This is a genomic window from Rhizobium sp. GW821-FHT14E12 (assembly GCF_058803745.1).
Map to the genome: position 1 here is coordinate 18,605 of NZ_JBXAPH010000004.1, position 26,261 is coordinate 44,865.

The 26,261-nt window shown below is 58.6% G+C and carries 29 protein-coding genes and 1 tRNA gene; 1 reads left to right on the forward strand and 29 read right to left on the reverse strand.

Annotated features, from left to right (window positions below; all coding sequences use genetic code 11):
* Window positions 1–23: 23 nt before the first annotated feature.
* From rplE to rpsL, 18 genes are all read right to left on the reverse strand, one after another.
* Window positions 24–581 carry a 50S ribosomal protein L5 gene (rplE, locus tag AC1RO0_RS16940; protein WP_007690773.1) on the reverse strand — a complete coding sequence of 186 codons (558 nt, stop codon included), beginning with the start codon at window positions 579–581 and terminating at the stop codon, window positions 24–26.
* A complete protein-coding gene (gene rplX, locus AC1RO0_RS16945) occupies window positions 574–882 on the reverse strand; it encodes a 50S ribosomal protein L24 (protein WP_007690770.1) in 309 nt (102 codons plus the stop codon). Before rplX ends, rplE begins: the two co-directional genes overlap by 8 nt.
* Window positions 883–894: 12 nt before the next feature.
* Window positions 895–1,263: a 50S ribosomal protein L14 gene (gene rplN / locus AC1RO0_RS16950; protein WP_003573790.1), complete on the reverse strand. Its 369-nt coding sequence runs from the start codon at window positions 1,261–1,263 to the stop codon at window positions 895–897.
* A gap of 225 nt (window positions 1,264–1,488) precedes the next feature.
* The gene (gene rpsQ, locus AC1RO0_RS16955; protein WP_007690764.1) at window positions 1,489–1,728 is read right to left on the reverse strand and encodes a 30S ribosomal protein S17; all 240 of its coding nucleotides are present in this window, start codon (window positions 1,726–1,728) and stop codon (window positions 1,489–1,491) included.
* A 12-nt stretch (window positions 1,729–1,740) separates the two neighbouring features.
* Entirely contained in the window at window positions 1,741–1,941 is a 201-nt protein-coding gene (gene rpmC / locus AC1RO0_RS16960; RefSeq protein ID WP_007690763.1) for a 50S ribosomal protein L29, read from the reverse strand.
* 11 nt (window positions 1,942–1,952) lie between these two features.
* A complete protein-coding gene (gene rplP / locus AC1RO0_RS16965; protein WP_004118395.1) occupies window positions 1,953–2,366 on the reverse strand; it encodes a 50S ribosomal protein L16 in 414 nt (137 codons plus the stop codon).
* Between the two features lie 36 nt (window positions 2,367–2,402).
* A complete protein-coding gene (rpsC, locus tag AC1RO0_RS16970) occupies window positions 2,403–3,128 on the reverse strand; it encodes a 30S ribosomal protein S3 (RefSeq protein ID WP_007690761.1) in 726 nt (241 codons plus the stop codon).
* Window positions 3,128–3,526, reverse strand: coding sequence for a 50S ribosomal protein L22 (gene rplV, locus AC1RO0_RS16975; protein ID WP_183692769.1), 399 nt, complete (start codon window positions 3,524–3,526; stop codon window positions 3,128–3,130). The genes rpsC and rplV overlap by 1 nt, the downstream gene beginning before the upstream one ends.
* A gap of 2 nt (window positions 3,527–3,528) precedes the next feature.
* On the reverse strand, window positions 3,529–3,807 hold the full coding sequence (rpsS, locus tag AC1RO0_RS16980; protein ID WP_007690757.1) for a 30S ribosomal protein S19: 279 nt from the start codon (window positions 3,805–3,807) through the stop codon (window positions 3,529–3,531).
* A 15-nt stretch (window positions 3,808–3,822) separates the two neighbouring features.
* On the reverse strand, window positions 3,823–4,659 hold the full coding sequence (gene rplB / locus AC1RO0_RS16985) for a 50S ribosomal protein L2 (protein ID WP_047454374.1): 837 nt from the start codon (window positions 4,657–4,659) through the stop codon (window positions 3,823–3,825).
* Between the two features lie 11 nt (window positions 4,660–4,670).
* On the reverse strand, window positions 4,671–4,964 hold the full coding sequence (locus AC1RO0_RS16990; protein ID WP_007690755.1) for a 50S ribosomal protein L23: 294 nt from the start codon (window positions 4,962–4,964) through the stop codon (window positions 4,671–4,673).
* Entirely contained in the window at window positions 4,961–5,581 is a 621-nt protein-coding gene (rplD, locus tag AC1RO0_RS16995; RefSeq protein WP_007690753.1) for a 50S ribosomal protein L4, read from the reverse strand. Before rplD ends, AC1RO0_RS16990 begins: the two co-directional genes overlap by 4 nt.
* Before the next feature lie 13 nt (window positions 5,582–5,594).
* Window positions 5,595–6,236, reverse strand: a complete 642-nt coding sequence (rplC, locus tag AC1RO0_RS17000) for a 50S ribosomal protein L3 (RefSeq protein WP_007690750.1) — start codon at window positions 6,234–6,236, stop codon at window positions 5,595–5,597.
* 39 nt (window positions 6,237–6,275) lie between these two features.
* Complete coding sequence (rpsJ, locus tag AC1RO0_RS17005; RefSeq protein ID WP_003547547.1) at window positions 6,276–6,584, reverse strand: 30S ribosomal protein S10; 309 nt, start codon at window positions 6,582–6,584, stop codon at window positions 6,276–6,278.
* 156 nt (window positions 6,585–6,740) lie between these two features.
* On the reverse strand, window positions 6,741–7,916 hold the full coding sequence (tuf, locus tag AC1RO0_RS17010) for an elongation factor Tu (protein WP_012651262.1): 1,176 nt from the start codon (window positions 7,914–7,916) through the stop codon (window positions 6,741–6,743).
* Between the two features lie 67 nt (window positions 7,917–7,983).
* Complete coding sequence (fusA, locus tag AC1RO0_RS17015) at window positions 7,984–10,083, reverse strand: elongation factor G (protein WP_498594055.1); 2,100 nt, start codon at window positions 10,081–10,083, stop codon at window positions 7,984–7,986.
* Between the two features lie 30 nt (window positions 10,084–10,113).
* Window positions 10,114–10,584, reverse strand: a complete 471-nt coding sequence (gene rpsG / locus AC1RO0_RS17020; protein WP_007702208.1) for a 30S ribosomal protein S7 — start codon at window positions 10,582–10,584, stop codon at window positions 10,114–10,116.
* 78 nt (window positions 10,585–10,662) lie between these two features.
* Window positions 10,663–11,034, reverse strand: coding sequence for a 30S ribosomal protein S12 (gene rpsL / locus AC1RO0_RS17025; RefSeq protein WP_003507760.1), 372 nt, complete (start codon window positions 11,032–11,034; stop codon window positions 10,663–10,665).
* A gap of 507 nt (window positions 11,035–11,541) precedes the next feature.
* Here rpsL and AC1RO0_RS17030 point away from each other — a divergent pair.
* Entirely contained in the window at window positions 11,542–11,835 is a 294-nt protein-coding gene (locus AC1RO0_RS17030) for a hypothetical protein (protein WP_034518456.1), read from the forward strand.
* Between the two features lie 114 nt (window positions 11,836–11,949).
* Here the strand turns inward: AC1RO0_RS17030 and rpoC are convergent, their stop codons facing one another.
* The 11 genes from rpoC to AC1RO0_RS17085 all read right to left on the reverse strand — a co-directional run bounded on the left by rpoC (window position 11,950) and on the right by AC1RO0_RS17085 (window position 26,215).
* Window positions 11,950–16,161, reverse strand: a complete 4,212-nt coding sequence (gene rpoC / locus AC1RO0_RS17035; RefSeq protein WP_498594056.1) for a DNA-directed RNA polymerase subunit beta' — start codon at window positions 16,159–16,161, stop codon at window positions 11,950–11,952.
* 189 nt (window positions 16,162–16,350) lie between these two features.
* Window positions 16,351–20,493, reverse strand: a complete 4,143-nt coding sequence (rpoB, locus tag AC1RO0_RS17040) for a DNA-directed RNA polymerase subunit beta (protein ID WP_498594057.1) — start codon at window positions 20,491–20,493, stop codon at window positions 16,351–16,353.
* Window positions 20,494–20,755: 262 nt separating this feature from the next.
* Window positions 20,756–21,133, reverse strand: a complete 378-nt coding sequence (gene rplL, locus AC1RO0_RS17045) for a 50S ribosomal protein L7/L12 (protein ID WP_498594058.1) — start codon at window positions 21,131–21,133, stop codon at window positions 20,756–20,758.
* Window positions 21,134–21,191: 58 nt separating this feature from the next.
* Entirely contained in the window at window positions 21,192–21,710 is a 519-nt protein-coding gene (gene rplJ, locus AC1RO0_RS17050) for a 50S ribosomal protein L10 (protein ID WP_498594059.1), read from the reverse strand.
* A 332-nt stretch (window positions 21,711–22,042) separates the two neighbouring features.
* Complete coding sequence (gene rplA, locus AC1RO0_RS17055) at window positions 22,043–22,741, reverse strand: 50S ribosomal protein L1 (protein WP_007702186.1); 699 nt, start codon at window positions 22,739–22,741, stop codon at window positions 22,043–22,045.
* A gap of 4 nt (window positions 22,742–22,745) precedes the next feature.
* The gene (rplK, locus tag AC1RO0_RS17060; protein WP_153370594.1) at window positions 22,746–23,177 is read right to left on the reverse strand and encodes a 50S ribosomal protein L11; all 432 of its coding nucleotides are present in this window, start codon (window positions 23,175–23,177) and stop codon (window positions 22,746–22,748) included.
* A 223-nt stretch (window positions 23,178–23,400) separates the two neighbouring features.
* Window positions 23,401–23,931, reverse strand: coding sequence for a transcription termination/antitermination protein NusG (gene nusG, locus AC1RO0_RS17065; RefSeq protein WP_007702181.1), 531 nt, complete (start codon window positions 23,929–23,931; stop codon window positions 23,401–23,403).
* 18 nt (window positions 23,932–23,949) lie between these two features.
* Window positions 23,950–24,150 carry a preprotein translocase subunit SecE gene (gene secE / locus AC1RO0_RS17070; protein ID WP_007702178.1) on the reverse strand — a complete coding sequence of 67 codons (201 nt, stop codon included), beginning with the start codon at window positions 24,148–24,150 and terminating at the stop codon, window positions 23,950–23,952.
* A 195-nt stretch (window positions 24,151–24,345) separates the two neighbouring features.
* Window positions 24,346–24,421 (reverse strand) — tRNA-Trp (locus tag AC1RO0_RS17075).
* Between the two features lie 216 nt (window positions 24,422–24,637).
* Window positions 24,638–25,510, reverse strand: coding sequence for a 3-deoxy-manno-octulosonate cytidylyltransferase (locus AC1RO0_RS17080; RefSeq protein WP_498594060.1), 873 nt, complete (start codon window positions 25,508–25,510; stop codon window positions 24,638–24,640).
* Between the two features lie 18 nt (window positions 25,511–25,528).
* On the reverse strand, window positions 25,529–26,215 hold the full coding sequence (locus AC1RO0_RS17085) for a glycosyltransferase (protein WP_498594061.1): 687 nt from the start codon (window positions 26,213–26,215) through the stop codon (window positions 25,529–25,531).
* Window positions 26,216–26,261: the final 46 nt, after the last annotated feature.

Below are 26,261 nucleotides of genomic sequence, written 5' to 3' on the forward strand. Positions count from 1 at the left end.
CTTTTCTACGCTCGTCGTTACGGTTATTGACGGAACGGGAAGTTGAACTCTTTCAGAAGAGCCCGAGCTTCGTCATCCGTTGTCGCCGTCGTGCAAACGATGATGTCCATGCCCCACATCTGATCAACCTTATCGTAGTTGATCTCAGGGAACACAATGTGCTCCTTGATGCCCATGGCGAAGTTGCCACGACCGTCAAAGCTTTTCGGGTTCAGGCCGCGGAAGTCGCGAACGCGCGGGAGCGCGATGTTGACCAGACGATCCAGGAACTCATACATGCGGGCGCCGCGAAGGGTTACCTTGGCGCCGATCGGCATATTTTCGCGGACCTTGAAGCCAGCGATGGAGTTGCGCGCATGGGTGATGACCGGCTTCTGGCCGGCGATCGCTGCGAGGTCGGCGGCAGCAACAGTCGGCTTCTTCGAATCAGCCGTTGCTTCGCCAACGCCCATGTTGATCACGATCTTGTCCAGCTTCGGGATCTGCATTTCGTTGGCGTAGGAGAACTTCTCCTGCAGCGCCGCACGAATGCGGGCAACATATTCCTTCTTGAGCCGCGGCTCGTACTTTACCTCAGCCATCGATCACTTCTCCCGAGGTCTTGGCCACGCGGACCTTCTTGCCTTCTACAACCTTGAAACCGACGCGGGTCGGCTTGCCGTCCTTGTCAACGATTGCCAGGTTGGACAGGTGAAGCGAGGCTTCCTTGCTGATAATGCCAGCTTCCTGGGTCTGCGTCTGGCGCTGATGGCGCTTGATGACGTTGACGCCACGGACGACCGCACGGTCTTCCTTCGGCATTACTTGAATGACTTCGCCGGTACGGCCCTTGTCCTTGCCGGCCAATACGACAACCTTGTCGCCTTTACGGATCTTTTGCATCGCTCCGCTCCCTTACAGTACTTCTGGAGCCAGCGAGATGATCTTCATGTGGTTCTTGGCGCGAAGTTCGCGCGGAACCGGTCCGAAGATACGGGTGCCGATCGGCTCTTTCTTGTTGTCGATGAGGACTGCTGCATTGGTATCGAAGCGGATGACGCTGCCATCCGGACGACGGATATCCTTGGCGGTGCGAACGACCACCGCCTTCATCACGTCACCCTTCTTCACGCGGCCGCGCGGAATGGCTTCCTTGATCGAAACAACGATAACGTCGCCGATCGAGGCATACTTGCGCTTCGAGCCGCCCAGCACCTTGATGCACATGACACGACGTGCGCCGGAATTATCCGCCACGTCGAGGTTTGTTTGCATCTGAATCATGTCAGGTCGCCTTCTTGTTGTTACCGGAATGGTTGGGCTGAACAGCCCCCTATCCCGGCTTATGGACTAGTCTCTTGTCTGATTTCTCCAGCGCGCGGAACCACCAGGGTTACCTTTGCCGGCCATCAATAAAGCAAAAGAACGCTCGTACTCGAGCGTCCTGCTTCCAAGCTCGTGCTTCATACAGATATTTCGCCCAAGCGCAAGGGCTTGAGCGAAATTCTGTTACTTGGACTGGGCGGAAACGACCGTCCAGGTCTTGTCTTTGGAGATCGGCGCGCATTCCTCGATGGAAACGGTGTCGCCGACCTTGTACTGATTGTTTTCGTCGTGAGCCTTATACTTCTTGGAACGACGAACGGTCTTCTGGAGCAGCGGGTGAGCGAAACGACGCTCAACGCGGACAACTACCGTCTTCTCGTTCTTGTCGCTGACCACGACGCCCTGCAGAATGCGCTTCGGCATGTTATTTTTCCTTTAGGCCTTTGCTTCTGCCGCCTTCTGGCGGGCAATGGTTTTCACGCGGGCGATATCCTTGCGGACTTCGTTGATGCGCGAGGACTTTTCAAGCTGGCCAGTTGCCTTCTGAAAGCGCAGATTGAACTGCTCCTTCTTCAGCTTGGCAAGCTCGTCCTTGAGTTGGTCGGCGCTCAGGGCGCGAACATCTGCGGCTTTCATGAGCTTCTTCCTTACTCTGCAATGCGCTGCACGAAGCGCGTCTTGACCGAGAGCTTGGCGGCGCCGAGGCGCAGAGCCTCACGAGCGATTTCTTCGCTCACACCATCGATCTCGAACATCATACGGCCGGGCTTGACCTTGCATGCCCAGTATTCGACAGAGCCTTTACCCTTACCCATACGGACTTCGGTCGGCTTTGCGGTTACCGGAACATCCGGGAACACGCGGATCCATACACGGCCGGCACGCTTCATGTAGCGCGTGATCGCGCGGCGAGCCGCTTCGATCTCACGAGCGTTGACGCGGTTGGGCTCCTGCGACTTCAGGCCGAATTCGCCGAACGCCAGATCAGAACCACCCTTGGCAACGCCCTTGATGCGGCCCTTAAATTGCTTCCGGTACTTCGTACGCTTTGGCTGCAACATTTTTCTATTCTCCGAACTTATCTGCCACGTACGCTATCAAGCGTTATCGCGGCGGCGGTCTCTATCGCGATCACGGCTAGCCGGACCCTGGGCGTCGCCTTCCAGCGCACGGCGTTCGGAGGCCATCGGATCATGCTCAAGGATTTCGCCCTTGAAGATCCAAACCTTGATGCCGCAGATGCCGAATGCGGTTTCTGCTTCAGCCGTACCGTAATCGATATCGGCGCGCAGCGTATGCAACGGCACGCGACCTTCGCGATACCATTCCGTACGAGCGATTTCAGCGCCGCCGAGACGGCCACCGCAGGTGATCTTAATGCCTTCGGCGCCAAGACGCATCGCGGACTGAACAGCGCGCTTCATGGCGCGGCGGAAAGCCACGCGGCGTTCGAGCTGCTGAGCGATCGACTGGGCAACCAGAACCGCATCGATTTCCGGCTTGCGAACTTCAACGATGTTGAGGTGCGTTTCGGAATTCGTCATGTCCGACAGCTTCTTGCGGAGCTTGTCGATGTCTGCACCCTTCTTGCCGATGATCAGGCCCGGACGAGCCGAGTGGATCGTGACGCGGCACTTCTTGTGCGGACGCTCGATGACCACCTTGGAGATACCAGCCTGCTTCAGCTCGTCCATGACGAACTTACGCATCTTCAGGTCTTCGTGGAGAAGCTGGCCGTACTCGGCATTGTCCGCAAACCAGCGGCTATCCCAGGTACGGTTGATGCCGAGACGAAAACCGATTGGATTGATTTTCTGACCCATTATGCGGCCTCCCCTTGAGCTTCCACAGCTTCCACTTCACGAACAACGATCGTCAGGTGGGCGAACGGACGCTCGATGCGAGACGCACGACCACGGCCACGAGCGTGGAAACGCTTCATGACGATCGACTTGCCGACGTAGGCTTCCGCCACGACCAGCGAGTCAACGTCGAGATCATGGTTGTTCTCTGCATTGGCGATCGCAGATTCAAGCGTCTTCTTGACGGCGCCTGCGATACGCTTGCGGGAGAATTCCAGCTCTGCGAGTGCACGATCAACCTTCTTGCCGCGGATAGACGCTGCAACCAGGTTGAGCTTCTGCGGGCTGACGCGGAGCGTGCGCGCAATTGCCTGCGCTTCATTATCCTTCAGCCGGCGTTCGGCTTTTGCCTTGCCCATTGTTACTTCCTCTTCGCCTTCTTGTCCGCGCCGTGACCGTAGTAGGTGCGGGTCGGGGCGAACTCACCGAACTTGTGACCGACCATGTCTTCGTTGACACTGACCGGAATGTGCTTGCTGCCGTTGTAGACGCCGAAGGTAAGACCAACGAACTGCGGCATGATCGTGGAGCGACGGCTCCAGATCTTGATTACTTCACTGCGTCCGCCTTCGCGCACCTTCTCAGCCTTCTTGAGAAGATAGCCGTCAACAAACGGACCTTTCCATACTGAACGAGCCACTTGAGACTTCCTCTCTTACTTCTTGCGCTGATGGCGCGAGCGCATAATCATTTTATCGGTCGACTTGTTCGACCGCGTGCGCTTGCCCTTGGTCGGCTTGCCCCATGGGGTCACCGGATGGCGACCACCAGAGGTACGGCCTTCACCACCGCCGTGCGGATGGTCGACGGGGTTCATGACGACGCCGCGAACATGCGGCTTCTTACCGCGCCAACGCGAACGACCGGCCTTACCGTCGTTGATGTTGCCGTGGTCCGGGTTCGAAACCGCACCGATCGTTGCAAGGCAAGTGCCGTGCACGAGGCGCTGTTCGCCGGAGTTCAGGCGAAGGATCGCCATGCCCTGGTCGCGGCCGACGAGCTGAGCGTAACCACCGGCGGAGCGAGCGATCTGACCGCCCTTGCCCGGCTTCATTTCCACGTTGTGGATGATGGAGCCGACCGGGATGAACTGAAGCGGCATGGTGTTGCCTGGCTTCACGTCCACAGCCTTCTCGGAGGCGATGACCTTGTCACCGGTCGTCAGACGCTGCGGAGCAAGGATATAGGCCTGATCGCCGTCAGCATACTTCACCAGAGCGATGTATGCGGTGCGGTTCGGGTCGTATTCGATACGCTCGACGGTTGCTTCGACGTCGAACTTGCGACGCTTGAAGTCCACCAGGCGGTAGGTACGCTTGTGACCACCACCCTGGAAACGCACGGTGATGCGGCCGGTGTTGTTACGGCCACCCTTGGAAGACAGGCCTTCCGTCAGCGACTTGACCGGCTTGCCCTTGTAGAGGGACGAGCGATCGACGATGACCAGCTGACGCTGGCTCGGGGTCGTCGGATTGAATGTTTTCAATGCCATTTTCTTATTCCTCAGAGACCGGTGGAGACGTCGATCGACTGGCCTTCGGCGAGCGTCACGATAGCCTTCTTCACGTCCTTCTGCTTGCCGACGAGACCTTTGAACCGCTTGGTCTTGCCGAGGCGCAGCAGAGTGTTAACGGCCGTAACCTTGACGCCGAACAGAGCTTCGACGGCAGCCTTGATTTCAGGCTTCGTCGCGGTCTTGGCAACGTTGAAAACAACCTGGTTGTTGTCCGAAAGCAGAGTGGACTTTTCGGTGATCGCAGGAGAAACGATCACATCGTAATGGCGAAGATCCGTCACTTGAATCGCTCCTCTAGAGCTTCAACTGCAGCCTTGGACAGCACGAGCTTGCCGCGGCGCAGGATATCGTAAACGTTGATGCCCTGAACCGGCAGAACATCGATATTCGGGATGTTAGCGGCTGCGAGCTTGAAGTTGCTGTCGAGCTCTGCACCACCGATGAAGAGCGCGTTGGTCAGGCCGAGCGTCTCGAAAGCGCCGGCAAGAGCCTTGGTCTTGGCATCCGCTGCGACCAGGTTGTCGAGAATGATGACATCCTCGGCCTTGAGCTTGGCGGACAGAGCGAGACGCAGGCCGAGGGCGCGAACCTTCTTCGGCAGGTCATGCTCGTGGCTGCGGACAACCGGGCCATGAGCCTTACCACCGCCGCGGAACTGCGGAGCACGAGCCGAATGGTGACGAGCGCGGCCCGTACCCTTCTGCTTGTACATCTTGGCGCCGGTGCGCGAAACTTCCGCGCGGCCCTGAGCCTTGTGCGTGCCCTGGCGCTTCTTGGCGAGCTGCCAGCGAATGACGCGTGCGATAATATCTTCACGCGGCTCAAGGCCGAAAATCGCGTCAGAAAGGGAAACCTTCCCAGCGTCTTTGCCCTCGAGGGTCTTGACGTTCAATTCCATTGGTTTGGCTCCCTTACTTCGCTGCCGACTTGACGGCATCGCGTACGATGATCCAGGCACCCTTGGAGCCGGGAACTGCGCCCTTGACGAGGATCAGACCGCGATCTTCGTCGGTCGATACCACTTCGAGGTTCTGCGTCGTGACGCGCGTCTGGCCCATGTGACCAGCCATCTTCTTGTTCTTGAACACCTTGCCCGGATCCTGGCGCGAGCCGGTCGAACCGTGCGAGCGGTGCGAAACCGACACACCGTGCGTGGCGCGCAGACCGCCGAAGCCGTGGCGCTTCATGGCGCCGGCAAAGCCCTTACCGATCGTCGTGCCGGTCACATCGACGAGCTGACCCGCCGAAAAGTGAGCTGCCTTGATCTCGGTGCCGACTTCAAGCAGGTTGTCGTCCGAAACACGGAATTCAACGAGCTTGGCCTTCGGCTCAACGCTGGCAACGGCGAAGTGACCGCGAAGGGCCTTCGACGTGTTCTTGACCTTAGCCTGGCCAGCACCGAGCTGAACTGCGGTGTAGCCATTCTTTTCTACTGTGCGCTGGGCTACGACCTGGCAGCCTTCCATACGCAATACGGTTACCGGGACATGCTCGCCGGCGTCGTTATAGACGCGGGTCATTCCCACCTTCTGTGCAATCACACCTGAACGCATCGGTTCAATCCTTCTCACTCAGCTCGAGAACCAGAGGTCTCAGAGCTTGATCTCAACATCGACACCGGCGGCGAGATCGAGCTTCATCAGCGCGTCTACCGTCTGCGGGGTCGGGTCAACGATGTCGAGAAGGCGCTTATGCGTGCGCATCTCGAACTGCTCGCGGCTCTTCTTGTCGATGTGCGGGGACCGGTTAACCGTGAACTTCTCGATACGGGTCGGAAGTGGAACGGGGCCCCGGACGCTAGCACCGGTGCGCTTAGCCGTCGATACGATCTCGCGCGTGGAAGCGTCGAGAATCCGATGATCGAACGCCTTAAGGCGGATGCGGATATTCTGGCCGTTCATTCGACTTTATCCTTGTGTCTGTTACCTGCGCGCCTCTCTAAGAGACACGTCTTTAACTTTAGTTACTCGAGGCGGGCCACCGGTTTCAAAGATCGAGAGGGACACCAGTTTCGGTGTCCCTATCCTTAATCTCCGGGCTTTGGCCCAGCCGCCTAATTACTCAACGATGCTGGCGACGATGCCGGCGCCGACGGTACGGCCGCCTTCGCGGATAGCGAAGCGCAGCTTTTCTTCCATCGCGATCGGAACGATCAGCTCGACTTCAACAGTGATGTTGTCGCCAGGCATAACCATTTCCGTGCCTTCCGGAAGCGTCACGATACCCGTCACGTCCGTCGTGCGGAAGTAGAACTGCGGACGGTAGTTCGTGAAGAACGGCGTATGACGGCCGCCTTCTTCCTTCGTCAGGATGTAGGCTTCGGCCATGAACTTCTTGTGCGGCTTCACAGAACCCGGCTTGCACAGGATCTGGCCACGCTCGACGCCGTCACGGTTAACACCGCGAACCAGCGCGCCGATGTTGTCGCCTGCCTGGCCCTGATCGAGCAGCTTGCGGAACATTTCAACGCCGGTAACCGTCGTCTTCGAGGTCGGACGAATGCCGACGATCTCGACTTCTTCGCCAACCTTGACGATACCACGCTCGACGCGGCCCGTAACAACCGTACCACGGCCAGAGATCGAGAACACGTCTTCGATCGGCATCAGGAACGGCAGGTCGATCGGACGCTCAGGCGTCGGGATGTAGGCGTCAACAGCAGCCATCAGCTCGCGGATCGAATCTTCGCCGATCTTCTTGTCCGAATCTTCAAGAGCAGCAAGCGCCGAACCCTTGATCACCGGGATATCGTCGCCCGGGAAGTCGTAGGACGACAGAAGTTCGCGAACTTCAAGCTCTACGAGCTCCAGAAGCTCGGCGTCGTCAACCTGGTCGACCTTGTTCAGGAACACAACGATCGCCGGAACGCCAACCTGGCGGGCGAGCAGGATGTGTTCGCGCGTCTGCGGCATCGGGCCGTCAGCTGCCGAGCAAACCAGGATCGCGCCGTCCATCTGTGCAGCACCCGTGATCATGTTCTTCACATAGTCAGCGTGGCCGGGGCAGTCGACGTGGGCGTAGTGACGAGCAGGCGTCTCATATTCAACGTGTGCCGTCGAAATCGTGATGCCGCGAGCCTTTTCTTCCGGTGCAGCGTCGATCTGGTCATACGCCTTGAACTCACCGAAGTACTTCGTGATCGCTGCCGTCAGAGACGTCTTGCCGTGGTCAACGTGGCCAATCGTGCCGATGTTAACGTGCGGCTTATTGCGCTCAAACTTACTCTTTGCCATTTTCGGCTCTCCGTTCTTCTTGTCCCCGAAGGGATCATTTCTTGTTATCGGTCAATTGGTATTCCGGTCACTTCTGACCGGAATACTTTGCCTGGATTTCCTGTGCGACGTTCGACGGAACCGGCGCGTAATGATCGAAGGTCATCGTGTACTGTGCACGGCCCTGAGACATGGAGCGCAGGTTGTCGACGTACTTGAACATGTTTGCCAGCGGAACGTTCGCGTTGATGACAACAGCGATACCGCGAGCTTCCTGGCCCTGGATCTGGCCACGACGCGAGTTCAGATCGCCGATGACGTCGCCGACGTAATCTTCCGGCGTTACGACTTCGACCTTCATCATCGGCTCGAGGAGCTGAGCACCAGCTTCACGGGCTGCTTCACGGAAGCAAGCGCGGGAAGCGATTTCGAAGGCCAGAACCGACGAGTCGACGTCATGGAACGCACCGTCGATGAGCGTCGCCTTGACGCCGAGCATCGGAAAGCCAGCCAGCGGACCGGAGGACAGAACGCTTTCGATGCCCTTCTGAACGCCCGGAATGTATTCCTTCGGAACAGAACCGCCAACGACCTTGGAGTCGAACTTGAAGTCGTCGCCATCGGGGTTCGGTTCGAACACGATCTTGACGCGAGCGAACTGACCGGTACCACCCGACTGCTTCTTGTGGGTGTAGTCCTTTTCCGTCTGACGCGTGATGGTTTCGCGGTAGGCAACCTGCGGCGCGCCGACAGTTGCTTCAACCTTGAATTCACGACGCATGCGGTCGACGATAATGTCGAGGTGAAGTTCACCCATGCCGGCGATGATCGTCTGACCCGATTCCTGGTCAGTCTTCACGCGGAAGGAGGGATCTTCAGCAGCCAGACGGTTGAGCGCGAGGCCCATCTTTTCCTGGTCGCCCTTGGTCTTCGGCTCGATCGCGATCTGAATGACCGGCTCCGGGAATTCCATGCGCTCGAGGATAACCGGCTTCAGCGGATCGCAGAGCGTATCGCCAGTGGTGGTTTCCTTGAGGCCGGCCAGAGCAACGATGTCGCCAGCGAAGGCTTCTTCGATGTCTTCACGCGAATTCGAGTGCATCTGCAGCATACGGCCGACGCGCTCGCGCTTGTCCTTGACCGTGTTGATAACCGACGTGCCCTTTTCGAGCTTGCCGGAGTAGATGCGGGCGAAAGTCAGCGAACCGACGAAGGGGTCGTTCATGATCTTGAACGCCAGCATGGACAACGGCTCGCTGTCGTCAGCATGACGTTCGATTTCGGCTTCGGTCTTGAAGTCGATACCCTTGATCGCCGGAATGTCGAGCGGCGACGGCAGGTAGTCGACAACGGCGTCGAGCAGCGGCTGAACACCCTTGTTCTTGAAGGCAGTGCCGCAGAACATCGGATGGAACTTGACGTCGATCGTGCCACGACGAACAAGCGCGCGGATCTGATCGTTGTCAGGCAGGTTGCCTTCGAGGTAGGCTTCGGTCGCGGCTTCGTCGATCTCGACAACGGTCTCGATCAGCTTTTCGCGATATTCAGCAGCCTTCGCCTTCATGTCTTCCGGGATTTCGACGACGTCCCACTGAGCGCCGAGAGATTCGTCGCGCCAGATGAGAGCATTCATCTCGACCAGGTCGATGACGCCCTTGAACTCGGTTTCCGCGCCGATCGGCAGCTGCATGACAACAGCGGTGGCGCCGAGGCGGGTCTTGATCATCTCGACCGAACGGTAGAAGTCAGCGCCGGTCTTGTCCATCTTGTTGCAGAAGATCATCCGCGGGACATTGTACTTCTCAGCCTGACGCCAGACGGTTTCCGTCTGCGGCTCAACGCCGGCGTTGGCATCGAGCAGCGCGATGGCGCCATCGAGAACGCGCAGCGAACGCTCGACTTCGATGGTGAAGTCGACGTGGCCGGGGGTGTCAATGATGTTAAAGCGGCGAGTCTTGCCGTCGCGGCCCTTCCAGTAGGTCGTGGTGGCAGCGGAGGTGATCGTGATGCCACGCTCCTGCTCCTGCTCCATCCAGTCCATGGTGGCTGCGCCGTCGTGGACTTCGCCGATCTTGTGCGACTTGCCGGTGTAGTAAAGAATACGCTCGGTGGTCGTGGTCTTGCCGGCGTCGATGTGCGCCATGATACCGAAATTGCGGTAGTCTTCGATTTTATATTCGCGAGCCATAATGGACTGCCTTTCGGATACCGTTCGGGATTACCAGCGATAATGCGAGAACGCACGGTTGGCGTCAGCCATCTTGTGCGTGTCTTCGCGCTTCTTGACGGCAGAGCCGCGGTTGTTGGAGGCATCAAGAAGTTCGCCGCAGAGACGGTCGACCATGGTGGTTTCATTGCGCTTGCGAGCAGCAGTGATCAGCCAGCGAATGGCAAGAGCCTGACGACGCTCGGGACGAACATCGACCGGAACCTGGTAGGTTGCACCACCGACGCGGCGCGAACGGACTTCAACGTGCGGAGCGATGTTATCCAAAGCCTGATGGAACACGCCGAGCGGCTCCTGCTTTGCCTTGCCCTGCACGGCGTCGAATGCGCCGTATACGATGCTTTCTGCAACGGACTTCTTGCCGTCCAGCATGATGGCATTCATGAACTTGGTAACGATAAGATCGCCGAACTTCGGGTCCGGGTTGATCTCACGCTTTTCTGCTCTGTGACGTCGGGACATACTTCTCGTCTCTCAACTTGTTAGCGGCGCTTTATCACGCGGAGAACCTCGCGCAGCGCCGGATGATCTAAAACCGAATTACTTCGGACGCTTCGCACCGTACTTGGAACGGCGCTGCTTGCGGTTCTTGACACCCTGGGTATCGAGAACGCCGCGGATGATGTGGTAACGAACGCCCGGAAGGTCCTTTACGCGGCCGCCACGGATCATGACGACAGAGTGTTCCTGAAGGTTGTGGCCTTCACCGGGGATATAACCAATGACTTCAAAGCCGTTGGTCAGACGGATCTTGGCGACCTTACGCAGAGCCGAGTTCGGCTTCTTCGGCGTGGTCGTGTAGACGCGGGTGCAAACGCCGCGCTTCTGCGGGTTCTCCTGGAGAGCGGGAACCTTGTTACGCTTTACCTGCGCCTGGCGAGGCTTGCGGATCAGCTGGTTTACGGTAGGCATTCAACCATCCCTTGTAAATCTATCTTAACACCCTTGCGGGCTTAACTCTCGCCGTCTCCGGCAACGACACACGATCGTCTCAATGCGCAAAACGTGGCCCGATCCGCTTTCGCAGATGGACCACAGAAAAGCAGAGGACACCGAAAATGGCGTCTTGCGTGCAGCATTCTTGTCTTCAACGTGCGTTTTGAACCTTGTTTGAGGTGAACTCCAGAGCGTGTCGCTCCGAATGGCCATGCCTCACATGGGTCCGATGGCGGCGTAACTACTGGTTTCCCGCCGGTTCGTCAAGGCCGGTTAAGGAATTATCTTTGTCACAAAGCCCTAAAAGGCCCTGCAAACCAGCCCTTTGGTGTATTCGTTAACGAAATGGCGCCCCTCAGACAAGATAGACTTGGGTATTTCGCCAAAATCCCTATAAGGAATCACAGAATGACAATTTCACGGTACGGCGGCGGCAGATAGAGAGAATCGCCCCACCGAATCGAAACTTCCGAAGGACGACTCATGATTACTTCGCCAGACAACGACAACAATCTTGACGGCCCCATGGTCTTCATCATCATCGGCAAGGGATATGAGACCGACGGCAGCGAAGGCGTCGACCTGCATGTCATGCTGAAGGCACCGGATGACGATACCGCCGTGCGCGAGGCGCTAAACGCCCTTGCGGAGGAAGGCTTCATCGAGGCCGACCTCGATCAGATCGGCATGCTGACGGACGTGCCGGACGAAGAACCGCATGCCTCCGCCTATCAGGGCGCGCTGGAAGGCGAAGTGGCGATCATCCGCTTCCGCTGAGCCATTGCTCGGGCGGCGTTTCAGAGCGACCGCCCTCTCCTCTTCACATATCAAAAATGCAAAAAACCGCCCGGATCGCTCCGGGCGGTTTTGATTTGTGCTGGCTATAGCCGCTTATTCAGCGGCCGGAGCGCTTTCGCCTGCCATGTCCTGGAGCATCGGCGTGGCGACGGCGGAACCCGTGCCCTTGCGGCGCTCTTCCAGGATCAGCTCGTCGCGAGCCGTCGCGATGCGGCGGATCTGCGTCATGGTACCACCGGTACCGGCCGGGATGAGGCGGCCGACGATGACATTTTCCTTCAGGCCCTGCAGGCCGTCGGTCTTGCCGGCGATCGCAGCTTCCGTCAGCACCTTCGTCGTTTCCTGGAAGGACGCGGCGGAGATGAAGGACGGGGTCTGCAACGACGCCTTGGTGATGCCGAGCAGAACCGGATCGCCGTAGGCAGGCTTCTTGCCTTCTTCGATCAGGCGGTCGTTGTTGTCGTCCAGCTCGATACGGTCGACATTGTCGCCGACGATGTAATGGCTGTCGCCCGCATCGGTGATTTCCACCTTCTGCAGCATCTGACGGACAATCACTTCGATGTGCTTGTCGTTGATGACAACGCCCTGCAAGCGGTAGACTTCCTGGATTTCGTTGACCAGGTAAGAGGCCAAAGCCTCCACGCCCTTGATCGCCAGGATGTCGTGCGGAGCCGGGTTACCGTCGAGGATGTAGTCACCCTTTTCGATATAGTCGCCTTCCTGAAGGTGGAAGGGCTTGCCCTTCGGGATCAGGTATTCGACCGGCTCGACACCGTCTTCCGCCGGCTCGATGATGACGCGGCGCTTGTTCTTGTAGTCGCGGCCGAGGCGGATCGTACCATCGATCTCTGCGATGATGGCGTGGTCCTTCGGACGACGGGCTTCGAACAGTTCGGCAACACGCGGCAGACCGCCGGTGATGTCCTTGGTCTTGGCGCTTTCCAGCGGCGAGCGGGCAAGAACGTCACCCTGGGATACCTTCTGACCCGGTTCGACGGACAGGATCGCGTCAACCGAGAGCAGGAAGCGGGCTTCACCACCACGCGACAGCTTGGCAACATTGCCGCTGGCGTCTTTGATGACGATCGCCGGCTTCAGGTCCGAACCACGCGGTGTCGAACGCCAGTCGATAACCTGACGCTTGGTGATACCGGTCGACTCGTCGGTCGCTTCGAGAACCGAGAGACCGTCGATGACGTCTTCGAACTGAACCGTACCGGCAAGTTCCGTCATCATCGGACGGGTGTAAGGATCCCATTCCGCCAGACGCTGGCCGCGCTTCACCTTGTCGCCTTCGTCGACGTAGATCTTGGAGCCGTAAGCGACACGCTGCGAGGAGCGTTCGACGCCACGTTCATCCAGGATCTGGACGGCCATGTTGCGGCCCATGGCAACCAGGATGCCATCGGAGTTGCGCAGCATGTTGCGGTTCTTGATTTGCACCGTGCCTTCATACGACGCTTCCAGGAACGACTGGTCGACCACGGTCGCCGTGCCGCCCAAGTGGAAGGTACGCATGGTCAGCTGCGTGCCCGGCTCACCGATCGACTGAGCGGCGATAACGCCGACAGCTTCACCGAGGTTGACCGGCGTACCGCGCGCGAGGTCGCGGCCGTAGCAGATCGAGCAAACGCCCGTCTGGATTTCGCAGGTCAGCGCCGAACGGATACGGATCGACTGGATACCAGCCTTTTCGATCTCGATGACATCCGGTTCCAGGATCATGCGGCCGGCGTCAACGATACGCTCACCCGTGACCGGATGATCGATGTCGTCCAGCGCCGTACGGCCGAGAATACGGACGCCGATGGAGGCAACGACCTGACCGGCATCGATGATGGCGGTCATGGTGAGGCCCTTGTCGGTGCCGCAATCGACGTGCGTGACGATGCAATCCTGCGCGACGTCGACGAGACGGCGGGTCAGGTAACCGGAGTTTGCAGTCTTCAAGGCGGTGTCTGCCAGACCCTTACGGGCACCGTGCGTCGAGTTGAAGTACTCGTTAACGGTCAGGCCTTCCTTGAAGTTCGAGATGATCGGTGTCTCGATGATTTCGCCCGACGGCTTGGCCATGAGGCCGCGCATGCCGCCCAGCTGACGCATCTGGTTCGGAGAACCGCGGGCGCCCGAATGGCTCATCATGTAGATCGAGTTCATCGGCTTCTGACGACCGGTCGCCGGATCGAATTCGACGGCCTTAATGCGGGCCATCATTTCCTCAGCGACCTTTTCCGTGGCCTTGCCCCAGGCGTCGACAACCTTGTTGTACTTTTCGCCCTGGGTGATCAGACCGTCATTGTACTGCTGCTCGTATTCCTTCACGAGCGATTCAGTATCGCCGACGATCTTCGCCTTGGTGTCCGGAATGACCATGTCGTCCTTGCCGAACGAAATGCCGGCGCGGCAAGCATGGGCAAAGCCGAGCTGCATGATACGGTCGCAGAAAATGACCGTGTCCTTCTGGCCGCAATGGCGGTAGACCGTGTCGATCATCTTGGAGATGTTCTTCTTGGTCATTTCCTGGTTGCAGATGTCGAAGGTCACCTTGCCGTGCTTCGGCAGCAGTTCGCCGATGAGCAGACGGCCCGGGGTCGTTTCATAGATCTTCGAGTAGGCCTTGCCTTCCTCGTCAACCGACTTGAAGCGGCCGCGGATCTTCGAGTGCAGCGTCACGACCTTGTTTTCAAGAGCGTGATGCAGCTCGCCGAGGTCGGAGAAGGCCATGCCTTCGCCCGGCTCGTTCTGGTTCAGGATCGACAGATAGTAGAGACCGAGAACCATGTCCTGCGACGGAACGATGATCGGTGCCCCGTTTGCCGGATGCAGGATGTTGTTGGTCGACATCATCAGCACGCGCGCTTCAAGCTGGGCTTCAAGCGACAGCGGTACGTGAACGGCCATCTGGTCACCGTCGAAGTCGGCGTTGAAGGCCGTGCAGACGAGCGGATGCAGCTGGATGGCCTTGCCTTCGACCAGCATGGGTTCGAAGGCCTGGATGCCCAGGCGGTGCAGCGTCGGTGCGCGGTTCAGGAGAACCGGATGCTCGCGGATGACCTCGTCGAGGATATCCCAGACTTCCGGCTTTTCCTTTTCAACCAGCTTCTTGGCCTGCTTGACGGTCGAGGAATAACCCTTGGCGTCGAGGCGGGCGTAGATGAACGGCTTGAACAGCTCGAGCGCCATCTTCTTCGGCAGGCCGCACTGGTGAAGCTTCAGTTCCGGACCGGTCACGATGACCGAACGGCCGGAATAGTCGACGCGCTTGCCGAGCAGGTTCTGACGGAAGCGGCCCTGCTTGCCCTTGAGCATGTCGGACAGCGACTTCAGCGGACGCTTGTTGGCGCCGGTGATGACGCGGCCGCGGCGGCCGTTGTCGAAGAGCGCATCGACAGATTCCTGCAGCATGCGCTTTTCGTTGCGGATGATGATGCCCGGAGCGCGCAGTTCGATCAGGCGCTTCAGACGGTTGTTACGGTTGATGACGCGGCGGTACAGATCGTTCAGATCCGACGTCGCGAAACGGCCGCCGTCCAGCGGCACCAGCGGACGCAGGTCCGGCGGGATGACCGGGACGACCTTCATGATCATCCATTCCGGGCGGTTGCCGGATTCCATGAAGTTCTCGACGATCTTCAGGCGCTTCATCAGCTTCTTCTGCTTGAGATCCGACGTGGTCTCAGCAAGTTCGGCCCGCAGATCGCCGGCGATCTTCTCGAGGTTCATGCTGGCCAGAAGCTCGTAAATCGCTTCTGCGCCGATCATGGCGGTGAACTGATCTTCGCCATATTCGTCGACGGCGAGCATGTACTCTTCTTCCGAGAGGAGCTGATGCTCCTTGAGGGCGGTGAGGCCCGGCTCGGTGACGATGTAGTTTTCGAAGTAGAGGACGCGCTCGACATCCTTCAGCGTCATGTCGAGCAGCGTGGAAATGCGGCTCGGCAGGGACTTCAGGAACCAAATGTGGGCAACGGGAGCGGCAAGCTCGATATGGCCCATGCGCTCACGGCGAACGCGCGACAGCGTCACTTCGACGCCGCACTTTTCGCAGATGATGCCCTTGTACTTCATGCGCTTGTACTTGCCGCACAGGCACTCGTAATCCTTGATCGGCCCGAAGATTCGCGCGCAGAAGAGACCATCGCGTTCCGGCTTGAACGTGCGATAGTTGATCGTCTCCGGCTTCTTGATCTCACCATAAGACCAGGAAAGAATCTTCTCCGGCGATGCGATCGAAATCCGGATGGAATCGAAGTTCTGTGCAGGCACCTGCGGATTGAAAAGATTCATGACCTCTTGGTTCATGCCTGTCTCCTTTTGGGGCTATGCGCCCTCGAACTGCAATCAGCGCCGGCAAATTCCCGGGAACCGGACTGACGCGTTAAAACGACAATAACCGCTAAATGCGGCGAAAACGTTCTTGCCTGCGCTACACGAAATCGGGCGAAGGCAAGAACGGTGCGCGCTGACGGACAGCGCGCACCCTGTCGACTGTTACTCGGCTGCGTCCGGAAGCTGGCCAGCTGCCTGCAGATCGTCGACCTTGGAGTTTTCCAGTTCGACGCTGAGACCCAGCGACCGCATTTCCTTGACGAGAACGTTGAAGCTTTCCGGAATGCCCGCTTCGAAGGTGTCGTCGCCACGGACGATCGCTTCGTAGACCTTGGTGCGGCCGGCCACGTCGTCCGACTTGACCGTGAGCATTTCCTGCAACGTGTAAGCTGCACCGTAAGCTTCGAGCGCCCAGACCTCCATTTCGCCGAAGCGCTGACCGCCGAACTGCGCCTTGCCGCCCAGCGGCTGCTGGGTAACGAGCGAGTAAGGACCGATCGAACGGGCGTGGATCTTGTCGTCGACCAAGTGGTTGAGCTTCAGCATGTAGATGTAACCAACCGTGACCTGGCGGTCGAACTGTTCGCCGGTACGACCGTCATAGAGCGTCGACTGACCAGTCTCCTTCAGACCTGCCATGGCGAGCATCTCGTTGACATCGGCTTCGCCGGCACCGTCGAAGACCGGGGTCGCGATGGACACGCCACGCTTCCACTGGTCCGCCAAGCGCAGAACCGACTCATCGTCGTAGTTGTGAACGTCGTCGCTCTTCGGGCCGTCGCCGACGACCATGTCGATCGTCTTGCGCAGGGGCTCGATGTTGCCGTTCGCCTTATAGGCTTCGATCAGTTCACCGATCTGACGACCCATGCCGGCGCAAGCCCAGCCCAGATGCGTCTCGAGGATCTGACCGACGTTCATACGCGAAGGCACGCCGAGCGGGTTGAGCACGATGTCGACATGCGTACCGTCTTCGAGGAACGGCATGTCTTCGACCGGCACGATGCGCGATACGACACCCTTGTTGCCATGACGGCCGGCCATCTTGTCGCCCGGCTGGATCTTGCGCTTCACAGCGACGAAGACCTTGACCATCTTCATGACGCCCGGAGGCATTTCATCGCCGCGCTGGACCTTTTCGACCTTGTCCATGAAGCGCTGTTCGAGGTGCGACTTGGATTCGTCGTACTGGCCGCGCAGAGCTTCGAGCTCGCCCTGAACCTTCTCGTCCTCGACGGCGAACATCCACCATTGCGAACGCGGATATTCGGAGACGACGGCGTTGGAAAGTTCCGTGCCCTTCTTGAAGTTCTTCGGGCCAGCAAGTGCCACCTGGCCGCGGAGCATTTCGATCAGACGGCCGTAGACGTTACGGTCGAGGATCGCCTGCTCGTCGTCGCGGTCCTTGGCGAGACGTTCGATCTCTTCGCGCTCGATTGCCATGGCGCGTTCGTCCTTCTCAACGCCATGACGATTGAAGACACGAACTTCGACGACCGTACCGTAGGTGCCGGGCGGCATACGCATGGAGGTGTCGCGAACGTCGGACGCCTTTTCACCGAAGATGGCGCGCAGAAGCTTTTCTTCCGGCGTCATCGGGCTTTCGCCCTTCGGCGTGATCTTGCCGACGAGGATATCGCCCGGCTGAACTTCAGCGCCGATGTAAACGATGCCGGCTTCGTCCAGGTTCTTCAGCGCTTCTTCCGAAACGTTCGGAATGTCGCGGGTGATTTCTTCCGGACCGAGCTTGGTGTCGCGCGCCATCACTTCGAACTCTTCGATGTGGATGGAGGTGAACACGTCGTCGGCAACGATACGCTCGGAGAGCAGGATCGAGTCTTCGTAGTTGTAGCCGTTCCACGGCATGAACGCGACGAGCACGTTACGGCCGAGCGCCAGATCGCCGAGATCCGTCGACGGACCGTCAGCCAGAATATCGCCCTTGTTGACGAAGTCACCGACGGTGACCAGCGGGCGCTGGTTGACGCAGGTGTTCTGGTTCGAACGCTGGAACTTCATCAGGCGGTAGATATCGACGCCGGACTTCGACGGATCGAGGTCTTCGGTGGCGCGGATAACGATACGCGTCGCGTCGACCTGGTCGACCACGCCGCCGCGACGGGCACCGATGGCGGCGCCGGAGTCACGAGCAACGACCGGCTCCATGCCGGTGCCGACGAACGGAGCTTCGGCGCGCAGCAACGGCACGGCCTGACGCTGCATGTTCGAGCCCATAAGCGCGCGGTTGGCGTCGTCGTTTTCCAGGAACGGGATCAGAGCGGCAGCAACGGAAACCAGCTGCTTCGGCGAGACGTCCATCAGGTTGATGTTGTCGCGCGGAGCGAGCATGACTTCGCCGGCATGACGGCAGACGACGAATTCCTCGATGAAGGAGCCTTCGGCATCAAGCTCGGCGTTTGCCTGGGCAACGTAGTACTTCGCCTCTTCCATGGCGGAGAGGTAGAGCACATCGGTGGTCACCTTGCCGTCGATGATGCGACGATAAGGGCTTTCGATGAAGCCGTACTTGTTCACCCGGGCGAAGGTCGCCAGCGAGTTGATAAGACCGATGTTCGGGCCTTCTGGCGTCTCGATCGGGCAAATACGACCGTAGTGGGTCGGATGCACGTCGCGGACTTCGAAGCCTGCGCGCTCGCGGGTCAGACCACCCGGGCCAAGAGCCGAAAGACGGCGCTTGTGGGTGATTTCCGAAAGCGGGTTCACCTGGTCCATGAACTGCGACAGCTGCGAGGAGCCAAAGAATTCGCGAACGGCGGCGGCAGCCGGCTTGGCGTTGATCAGATCCTGCGGCATGACCGTGTCGATCTCGATCGAGGACATACGTTCCTTGATCGCGCGCTCCATGCGGAGCAGGCCGAGACGGTACTGGTTTTCCATCAGTTCGCCGACCGAGCGAACGCGGCGGTTGCCGAGGTTGTCGATGTCGTCGATTTCGCCCTTGCCGTCGCGCAGTTCGACCAGCATCCGGACCACGGCCAAGATGTCGTCCTTGCGCAGGACACGAACGGTGTCGGCCACTTCGAGGTCGAGACGCATGTTCATCTTCACGCGGCCAACGGCGGAAAGGTCGTAACGCTCCGCATCGAAGAACAGCGAGTTGAACATGGCTTCGGCTGAATCCATGGTCGGCGGTTCACCCGGACGCATGACGCGATAGATGTCGAACAGAGCGTCCTGACGGTTCTCGTTCTTGTCGGCGGACAGCGTGTTGCGGATGTAGGCGCCGACATTGATATGGTCGATGCCGAGAACCGGAATTTCGTCGAAACCAGCCTTGAGGATAACCGGCAGGGTCTTCTCGTCGATTTCGTCGCCGGCTTCGAGATAGATCTCGCCGGTCTGGAAGTTGACGATGTCTTCCGCCAGGAAGAGGCCATAGAGGTCTTCGTCGGTGGCCTTCAGGGCCTTGAGGCCCTTGTCCTGCAGCTGACGCAGCAGACGCGGGGTCAGCTTCTTGCCGCCTTCGACCACGACTTCGCCGGTGTCGGCGTCGATCATGTCGGTAACGGTCTTGGCGCCCTTCAGCGTTTCCGCGTTGAAGGGAATGCGCCAGCCGTCGCCGGAGCGCTCGTAAAGCGACTTCGTGTAGAAGGTCGACAGGATTTCTTCGCCATCCATGCCGAGCGCCATCAGCAGCGACGTCACCGGAATCTTGCGGCGGCGGTCGATACGGGCGTAAACGATGTCCTTGGCGTCGAATTCGATGTCGAGCCAGGAACCGCGATACGGGATGACGCGGGCAGCGAAGAGCAGCTTGCCGGAAGAATGGCTCTTGCCCTTGTCGTGGTCGAAGAAGACGCCCGGCGAACGGTGCATCTGCGACACGATAACGCGCTCGGTGCCGTTCACGATGAACGTACCGTTGTTCGTCATGAGCGGCATGTCGCCCATGTAAACGCTCTGTTCCTTGATGTCCTTGATGGACTTCGCGCCGGTATCCTCGTCAATATCGAACACGATCAGACGGAGAGTAACCTTCAGCGGCGCAGCGTAGGTCAGGTCGCGCTGGCGGCACTCATCGACGTCGAACTTCGGCGGCTCGAATTCATAGGATACGAACTCCAGCATCGAAGCGCCGGAGAAATCGGTGATCGGAAAAACCGACTTGAAGACGGACTGAAGACCTTCGTCTGGGCGGCCGCCCTTCGGCTCTTCGACCATAAGGAACTGATCGTAGGATGCCTTTTGAACCTCGATGAGGTTCGGCATCTCTGCGACTTCGGGAATCTTACCAAAAAACTTGCGTACGCGCCTACGACCATTGAACGAAAGGGTCTGAGCCATCGTCGCTCCTCTAAATTCTGCACCCGGGCCTGCAACGGACGGGAACCGCTGGCCAGGCGATCCCGTCAATCAATGAGTAGTTCAATCTCGTCTAACCAACCGAAAACCGCTCAGCACGGATTGCGTCGCGGTTCGGTTTGAGACCATCCTCTTGAAGAACCCATTACCCAAAAGCCGTTTTACCTGCGGCTTTTGGGTAATTTGTTCAAAAAAACGGCAAATGGGAGGGAGCAAAATGCCACCTCCCAAAGCAGTTTCAAGCTTACTTAACGTCAGCCTTGGCGCCGGCGTCTTCGAGCTTCTTCTTGATGTCAGCGGCTTCAGCCTTGGAAACAGCTTCCTTGACAGCCTTCGGAGCGGCTTCGACCAGGTCCTTGGCTTCCTTGAGGCCGAGACCGGTGATGGCGCGGACTTCCTTGATGACGTTGATCTTGTTCGCGCCGGCATCCGTGAGGATGACGTCGAACTCGGTCTTTTCTTCTTCAACGACAGCCGGGCCAGCCGGGCCGCCAACAGCAGCAACAGCTACCGGAGCAGCGGCAGAAACGCCCCACTTTTCTTCGAGAAGCTTGGACAGTTCTGCGGCTTCGAGAACGGTCAGCGAGGAGAGGTCGTCTACGATCTTTGCGAGATCAGCCATTTTTTTAGTTCCTTTTGTTCGGTTCGAACTGGTTGATTATGAACAGCGAAAAACCGCCTTAAGCGGCTTCGTCCTTCTTGGCGTAGGCCGAGAACACACGAGCAAGCTGGCTTGCCGGTGCTGCAACAACACCTGCGATGCGGGTAGCTGGCGTCTGGATCATGCCCAGCAGCTTCGCACGCAGCTCGTCCAGCGACGGCAGGGTCGCGAGCGACTTCACACCATCGGCGTTGAGCGTTGTTGTTCCCATGGCGCCGCCCAAAACAACGATCTTATCGTTGCCCTTGGCGAAATCCACGACGACCTTCGGAGCGGTAATCGGATCAGTGCTGTATGCAATCAGCGTCTGACCGGTGAAGAGATCAGAGATCCCTTCCGCATCCGTGCCCTGAAGAGCAATTTTGGCCAGGCGGTTCTTCGCGACTTTGACGGTGCCGCCTGCAGCGCGCATCTTCGAACGAAAATCGTTCATCTGTGCGACTGTAGCACCAGCATAGTGGGCCACGACAACCGAGCCCGAAGCCTTGAAGACTTCGTTCAGTTCCGTGACGAATTCGCGTTTTTCCGCTCTTTCCACTGCTTTTCTCCAGTTGACAGGACCGGGTTAACGGGCCTGCCGGGTTGCCTTTTGCCTCCTGGGATCAAAAGAGATCCCAAGCGACGCTTGAGGATCCTGTCCCCTCGCGCTCGAGCCGTAAGGCTCCAAGGCACAAGGCATCCAAGGCTCGAACCGAGTTCATCGAAGCAAAGCTTCATCAAAATTCGGGTCTTACCCGTCTCATGCAGGCTTAAGTGATTAAGGGATAACCACCTGCAATCTCGGACAGGAATTCCGGATTTCTCCGGATATCCCGGCCTCGAAAGGCCGGGAATTCTTGAGAAGCCGGGCTCAACGCCCGGCCAAAATCATTAGGCGTTCGGAGCCGTGACCGAGGCAAGCTCGATCTTGACGCCCGGACCCATGGTCGAAGAGATGGCTACGCGCTTGACGTAGTTGCCCTTGGCGCCAGCCGGCTTCGCCTTGATGACGGCGTCGGCGAAAGCGCGGATGTTTTCTTCCAGAGCCTTGGCGTCGAAAGAAGCCTTGCCGATACCGGCATGGACGATACCAGCCTTCTCGACGCGGAACTCGACTGCGCCGCCCTTGGAGGCTTCAACAGCGCCCTTGACGTCCATGGTGACGGTACCGACCTTCGGGTTCGGCATCATGCCGCGCGGGCCGAGAACCTTACCGAGGCGACCGACGAGCGGCATCATGTCCGGGGTCGCGATGCAACGATCGAAGTCGATCTTGCCGCCCTGAACGATTTCAACCAGCTCTTCCGCACCGACGATGTCAGCACCGGCAGCCTTGGCTTCGTCAGCCTTGGCACCGCGAGCGAAAACCGCAACGCGAACCGAGCGGCCAGTGCCGTTCGGCAGGTTGACAACGCCACGAACCATCTGGTCAGCGTGACGCGGGTCAACGCCGAGGTTCATGGAAACTTCGATGGTTTCATCGAACTTGGCGATAGCCCGTTCCTTGACCATGCCGATGGCCTGGGTCAGAGCATAGAGCTTTGTGGGATCAACGCCTTCGCGGATCTTCTGAATACGCTTTGCAACCATGATCTTAACCTACCACTTCCAGGCCCATGGCGCGGGCAGAGCCCTCGATCATGGCCATTGCGCCTTCGATATCGGCGGCGTTCAGATCCTTCATCTTAGCTTGGGCAATAGACTGCACCTGAGCCCTGGTGAGGGTACCAGCCTTGGCGCCCTTGCCGGGCGTCTTCGAGCCGGACTGAATCTTTGCTTCTTTCTTCAGGAAGTAGCTGACCGGCGGCTGCTTCATGATGAAGGTGAAGGACTTGTCCTGGTAGTAGGTGATGACGACCGGGATCGGCATACCCTTTTCCATTTCCTGCGTGGCGGCATTGAACGCCTTGCAGAATTCCATGATGTTAATGCCACGCTGACCAAGCGCAGGACCGATCGGCGGCGACGGATTCGCCGAGCCGGCCTTTACCTGCAGCTTGAGCTGGCCTGCAACTTTTTTAGCCATTTCTCTCTGCCTTTCTAACTGACCGGTTGCCCGGCCTCTTGTGCCGGATTGCTCCGGCGGCTGCGGTTGCGTGGTGCGGGTCAAAAGGTCCGGCTAAGACCCCTACCCTTCCACGCGGATTGCGGCGAAGCCGCGAGATGTAAATAAGTATTTACTTACTTACATCCAAACCCGAACGAAAGACCAGCCAGCAATGACTGATCTTTCCAATCCGACAAAACGATCAGACCTTCTCGACCTGACTGTATTCCAGCTCGACCGGCGTAGCGCGACCGAAGATCGAAACTTCCACCTTCAGGCGCGAACGCTCTTCGTCCACATCCTGAACCGTGCCGTTGAACGAAGCGAACGGACCATCCGAAACGCGGACCTGTTCGCCGATCTCGAACGACACGGAAGCCTTTGGCCGCTCGACGCCTTCCTGGACCTGGCCGAGAATGCGATCGGCTTCATAATCCGGAATCGGAACAGGCTTATTGTCAGAGCCGAGGAAGCCAGTGACCTTCGGCGTATTCTTGATCAGGTGGTAAGCTTCATCCGTCAGGTTGGCGCGAACCAGCACATAACCCGGGAAGAACTTGCGCTCGCTGTCGACCTTGCGACCGCGACGCACTTCAACCACCTTCTCGGTCGGCACGAGGATCTTTTCGAACAGATGCCCGAGACCCTTCTGCTTGGCCTTCTCCTCAATGGATTCAGCCACTTTCTTTTCGAAATTAGAATAAGCGTGGACGATGTACCAACGTGCCGCCATGTTCATCTCCACTCGATATCAATTGCCGGTGTTCAGCACGTAGCCGAGAATCCAGCCGATGAGCTGGTCAGCGGCGAAGAAAAACAGCGAAGCAAAAACGACCATGACCAGCACCATAACCGTCGAGATCATCGTCTCGCGGCGGGACGGCCAAGTGATTTTCGACGTCTCGGAGCGGACCTGCTGCAGAAACGCTAGTGGATTCGATTTGGATGCCATTGACTGCCCACGCAATTACGGCGCGTAAAGCTGAACATATCAGCCCCACGCACCGCGTGTCTGTTGAACCCCTACATAAACACCGATTCCCGATTTAACAAGAGAGAATTCGATGCTTTCGAAAATTTGCCGCCAATCCGGCATATCCCCAACCCAAGAAGCAGCGAAAGGACGCGCCAGTCAAATCAAGGAAAATGGCAGGGGCAGCAGGGCTCGAACCTACGACCTGCGGTTTTGGAGACCGCCGCTCTACCAACTGAGCTATACCCCTTCATGCTCCAATCACCGGCGCCGTGCGGTTGACCGTCAGCGCCTTTCGGAAACATGGCGCTCCCTTTAAGACGGGACGAAACGATTGGCAAGTGCGTTTTTTGTTTTTTCCCAATCAGGTCCGCCGCTTCGTTCGGCGCAAGCCATCGCCACGACAGCGATGGCAGGGAACCGTGGGCGTCTCACCCCCCATTCAACGGCGACGCATCGGCAGGTTTTAGCCTTCCTTCTGCTCGCCGGGCGTCCCCTTCAGAAATTTCGGCCGCAAACGGCGCAGGAAATTGTCCGTGGAGCGAATCACATTGGTCAGCGAAATCAGCTTGTCGACCTGAGCATCGGTATTGCCGAGCCGCTCGGACAGCACTTCCGCCACCGCCAGCGAAATTTCGGCGGGCGGAATTTCCGAGAAGCGCTCGGCAAGCCGGGTATAGGCATTGGCGGAAACGCCGCCATGGATGGTGATCTTGCCCAACCGGGCGAAGAGACGCAGGAAGGTCTGCTCGAAGCTCCAGTCGTGGACCGAGACTACCCTCCACTTTTCACTGCGCTTGGCCGAGAAACCGGCCAGCACGATGGCGCCGGGCAGTTTCAGATCGCTCAGCCAAAGCGCCAGGGCAAAGCCGCTGGTCGGCGTCTTGGCCTCTGTGTAGAGATCGCCGCAGAAACCGACGAGATCGAGGTGGCCGGTCGGCGCGCCCTGGAAATCGGCGGCGGGATTGAGCTTCTCCTCAAGGCCGAGGCGGATGTTCATGATGCCGAGGAAATATTCCCTCGGGAAGAACTTTACCACTTCACCCACCTCGTCCCGATAGACGATGTTGGCACCCCGCGGCTGGCCGCGCGAAACCAGCAGCGAATGCCCGAGGAAGGGGCGATCCAGCACCTTGTAGACCTTATTGAAGAAGACGAAGAGGGCTGTTGGCGGATACTGCGCCTGAAGGCTCCCGATATCGACCGTGTCGCTGTTGGCGACAAGGACGATATGGGAAAACGCCGTCAGTATGGAGCGCCAATCCTCGGTGGTCGTCAGACCTGCCGCGGCTCCCGCTGCCGGGAAAGCAGGCTTGTCGGTTCCTGTTTCGGATGTCACGCCCTGATCCTGTTCTTGCTATTTCTGCTGGACGTGCAGCAGGCGGTCGCGCATGGCGAACCATTCGTCGGCATAATCGTCGTTGCGATACTCGTCGAAATACGGCCCGCCATCGGTGAAATGTACGAGCTTGGCGTCTTCACGGCGATCGTATTCGTTGACGAGATAATTCCAGGTCACGGGAACCTCGCCGATCTGGTCATCGCTCTCCAGCCACTTGAACTGATGGAGTTGAAGGCCGGTGGCCGTGTTGACGAAATCCTTCGTCAATGCCTTGCACTTGGCATTGTTGAACAGGATCATGCTCGACCAGTTCTTCTTTTCATATTTGGTCTGGGTCTGGCCGAGGAACTTGGTTTCGACCTTCGGCTGATAATCATGCTTGACGCACATGGCGGCATAGCGATCGTCGCGCAGCTTCCAGAGCTCGGCAATATCGGCGCGGGCGAGCATGTCGCAATCCATGAAGATGCTCCAGCCCTCGAAGTCGCTGAGGTAGGGAACCAGGAAGCGGGAGAAGGAGAACTCGGTTGATTGCAGCGGATTGCGCTCGCGCGTGAAAATGCCGTCGAGATTGCTGAGCACGATCGGCGAAAACACCACCGGGATCGAGGAGCGCTCGATTATGCTTTGTGCGAGAACGTGATAGGCGACAACTTCCTTAGAGTCGAAGCCGACAAAAATACGTGCAACACCGTCGTTCATGGTCCCTCCTAAACGGCCGACCGCCTAGGAGATCAGCCGACTAAAA

What these genes read in the sequence shown, in the direction of transcription:
- rplA (WP_007702186.1), bottom strand. Translation starts at nt 22,741, where the DNA reads ATGGTTGCAAAGCGTATTCAGAAGATCCGCGAAGGCGTTGATCCCACA.
- rplV (WP_183692769.1), bottom strand. Translation starts at nt 3,526, where the DNA reads ATGGGCAAGGCAAAAGCCGAACGCCGGCTGAAGGATAATGAAGCGCAG.
- rpoB (WP_498594057.1), bottom strand. Translation starts at nt 20,493, where the DNA reads ATGGCTCAGACCCTTTCGTTCAATGGTCGTAGGCGCGTACGCAAGTTT.
- rpoC (WP_498594056.1), bottom strand. Translation starts at nt 16,161, where the DNA reads ATGAACCAAGAGGTCATGAATCTTTTCAATCCGCAGGTGCCTGCACAG.
- rplE (WP_007690773.1), bottom strand. Translation starts at nt 581, where the DNA reads ATGGCTGAGGTAAAGTACGAGCCGCGGCTCAAGAAGGAATATGTTGCC.
- rplC (WP_007690750.1), bottom strand. Translation starts at nt 6,236, where the DNA reads ATGCGTTCAGGTGTGATTGCACAGAAGGTGGGAATGACCCGCGTCTAT.
- rplD (WP_007690753.1), bottom strand. Translation starts at nt 5,581, where the DNA reads ATGGAATTGAACGTCAAGACCCTCGAGGGCAAAGACGCTGGGAAGGTT.
- rplP (WP_004118395.1), bottom strand. Translation starts at nt 2,366, where the DNA reads ATGTTGCAGCCAAAGCGTACGAAGTACCGGAAGCAATTTAAGGGCCGC.
- rpmC (WP_007690763.1), bottom strand. Translation starts at nt 1,941, where the DNA reads ATGAAAGCCGCAGATGTTCGCGCCCTGAGCGCCGACCAACTCAAGGAC.
- rpsJ (WP_003547547.1), bottom strand. Translation starts at nt 6,584, where the DNA reads ATGAACGGCCAGAATATCCGCATCCGCCTTAAGGCGTTCGATCATCGG.
- rplL (WP_498594058.1), bottom strand. Translation starts at nt 21,133, where the DNA reads ATGGCTGATCTCGCAAAGATCGTAGACGACCTCTCCTCGCTGACCGTT.
- tuf (WP_012651262.1), bottom strand. Translation starts at nt 7,916, where the DNA reads ATGGCAAAGAGTAAGTTTGAGCGCAATAAGCCGCACGTTAACATCGGC.
- rpsG (WP_007702208.1), bottom strand. Translation starts at nt 10,584, where the DNA reads ATGTCCCGACGTCACAGAGCAGAAAAGCGTGAGATCAACCCGGACCCG.
- secE (WP_007702178.1), bottom strand. Translation starts at nt 24,150, where the DNA reads ATGGCATCCAAATCGAATCCACTAGCGTTTCTGCAGCAGGTCCGCTCC.
- rplK (WP_153370594.1), bottom strand. Translation starts at nt 23,177, where the DNA reads ATGGCTAAAAAAGTTGCAGGCCAGCTCAAGCTGCAGGTAAAGGCCGGC.
- rplX (WP_007690770.1), bottom strand. Translation starts at nt 882, where the DNA reads ATGCAAAAGATCCGTAAAGGCGACAAGGTTGTCGTATTGGCCGGCAAG.
- rplN (WP_003573790.1), bottom strand. Translation starts at nt 1,263, where the DNA reads ATGATTCAGATGCAAACAAACCTCGACGTGGCGGATAATTCCGGCGCA.
- fusA (WP_498594055.1), bottom strand. Translation starts at nt 10,083, where the DNA reads ATGGCTCGCGAATATAAAATCGAAGACTACCGCAATTTCGGTATCATG.
- rpsL (WP_003507760.1), bottom strand. Translation starts at nt 11,034, where the DNA reads ATGCCTACCGTAAACCAGCTGATCCGCAAGCCTCGCCAGGCGCAGGTA.
- AC1RO0_RS17085 (WP_498594061.1), bottom strand. Translation starts at nt 26,215, where the DNA reads ATGAACGACGGTGTTGCACGTATTTTTGTCGGCTTCGACTCTAAGGAA.
- rpsC (WP_007690761.1), bottom strand. Translation starts at nt 3,128, where the DNA reads ATGGGTCAGAAAATCAATCCAATCGGTTTTCGTCTCGGCATCAACCGT.
- AC1RO0_RS17030 (WP_034518456.1), top strand. Translation starts at nt 11,542, where the DNA reads ATGATTACTTCGCCAGACAACGACAACAATCTTGACGGCCCCATGGTC.
- nusG (WP_007702181.1), bottom strand. Translation starts at nt 23,931, where the DNA reads ATGGCGGCACGTTGGTACATCGTCCACGCTTATTCTAATTTCGAAAAG.
- rpsQ (WP_007690764.1), bottom strand. Translation starts at nt 1,728, where the DNA reads ATGCCGAAGCGCATTCTGCAGGGCGTCGTGGTCAGCGACAAGAACGAG.
- rplB (WP_047454374.1), bottom strand. Translation starts at nt 4,659, where the DNA reads ATGGCATTGAAAACATTCAATCCGACGACCCCGAGCCAGCGTCAGCTG.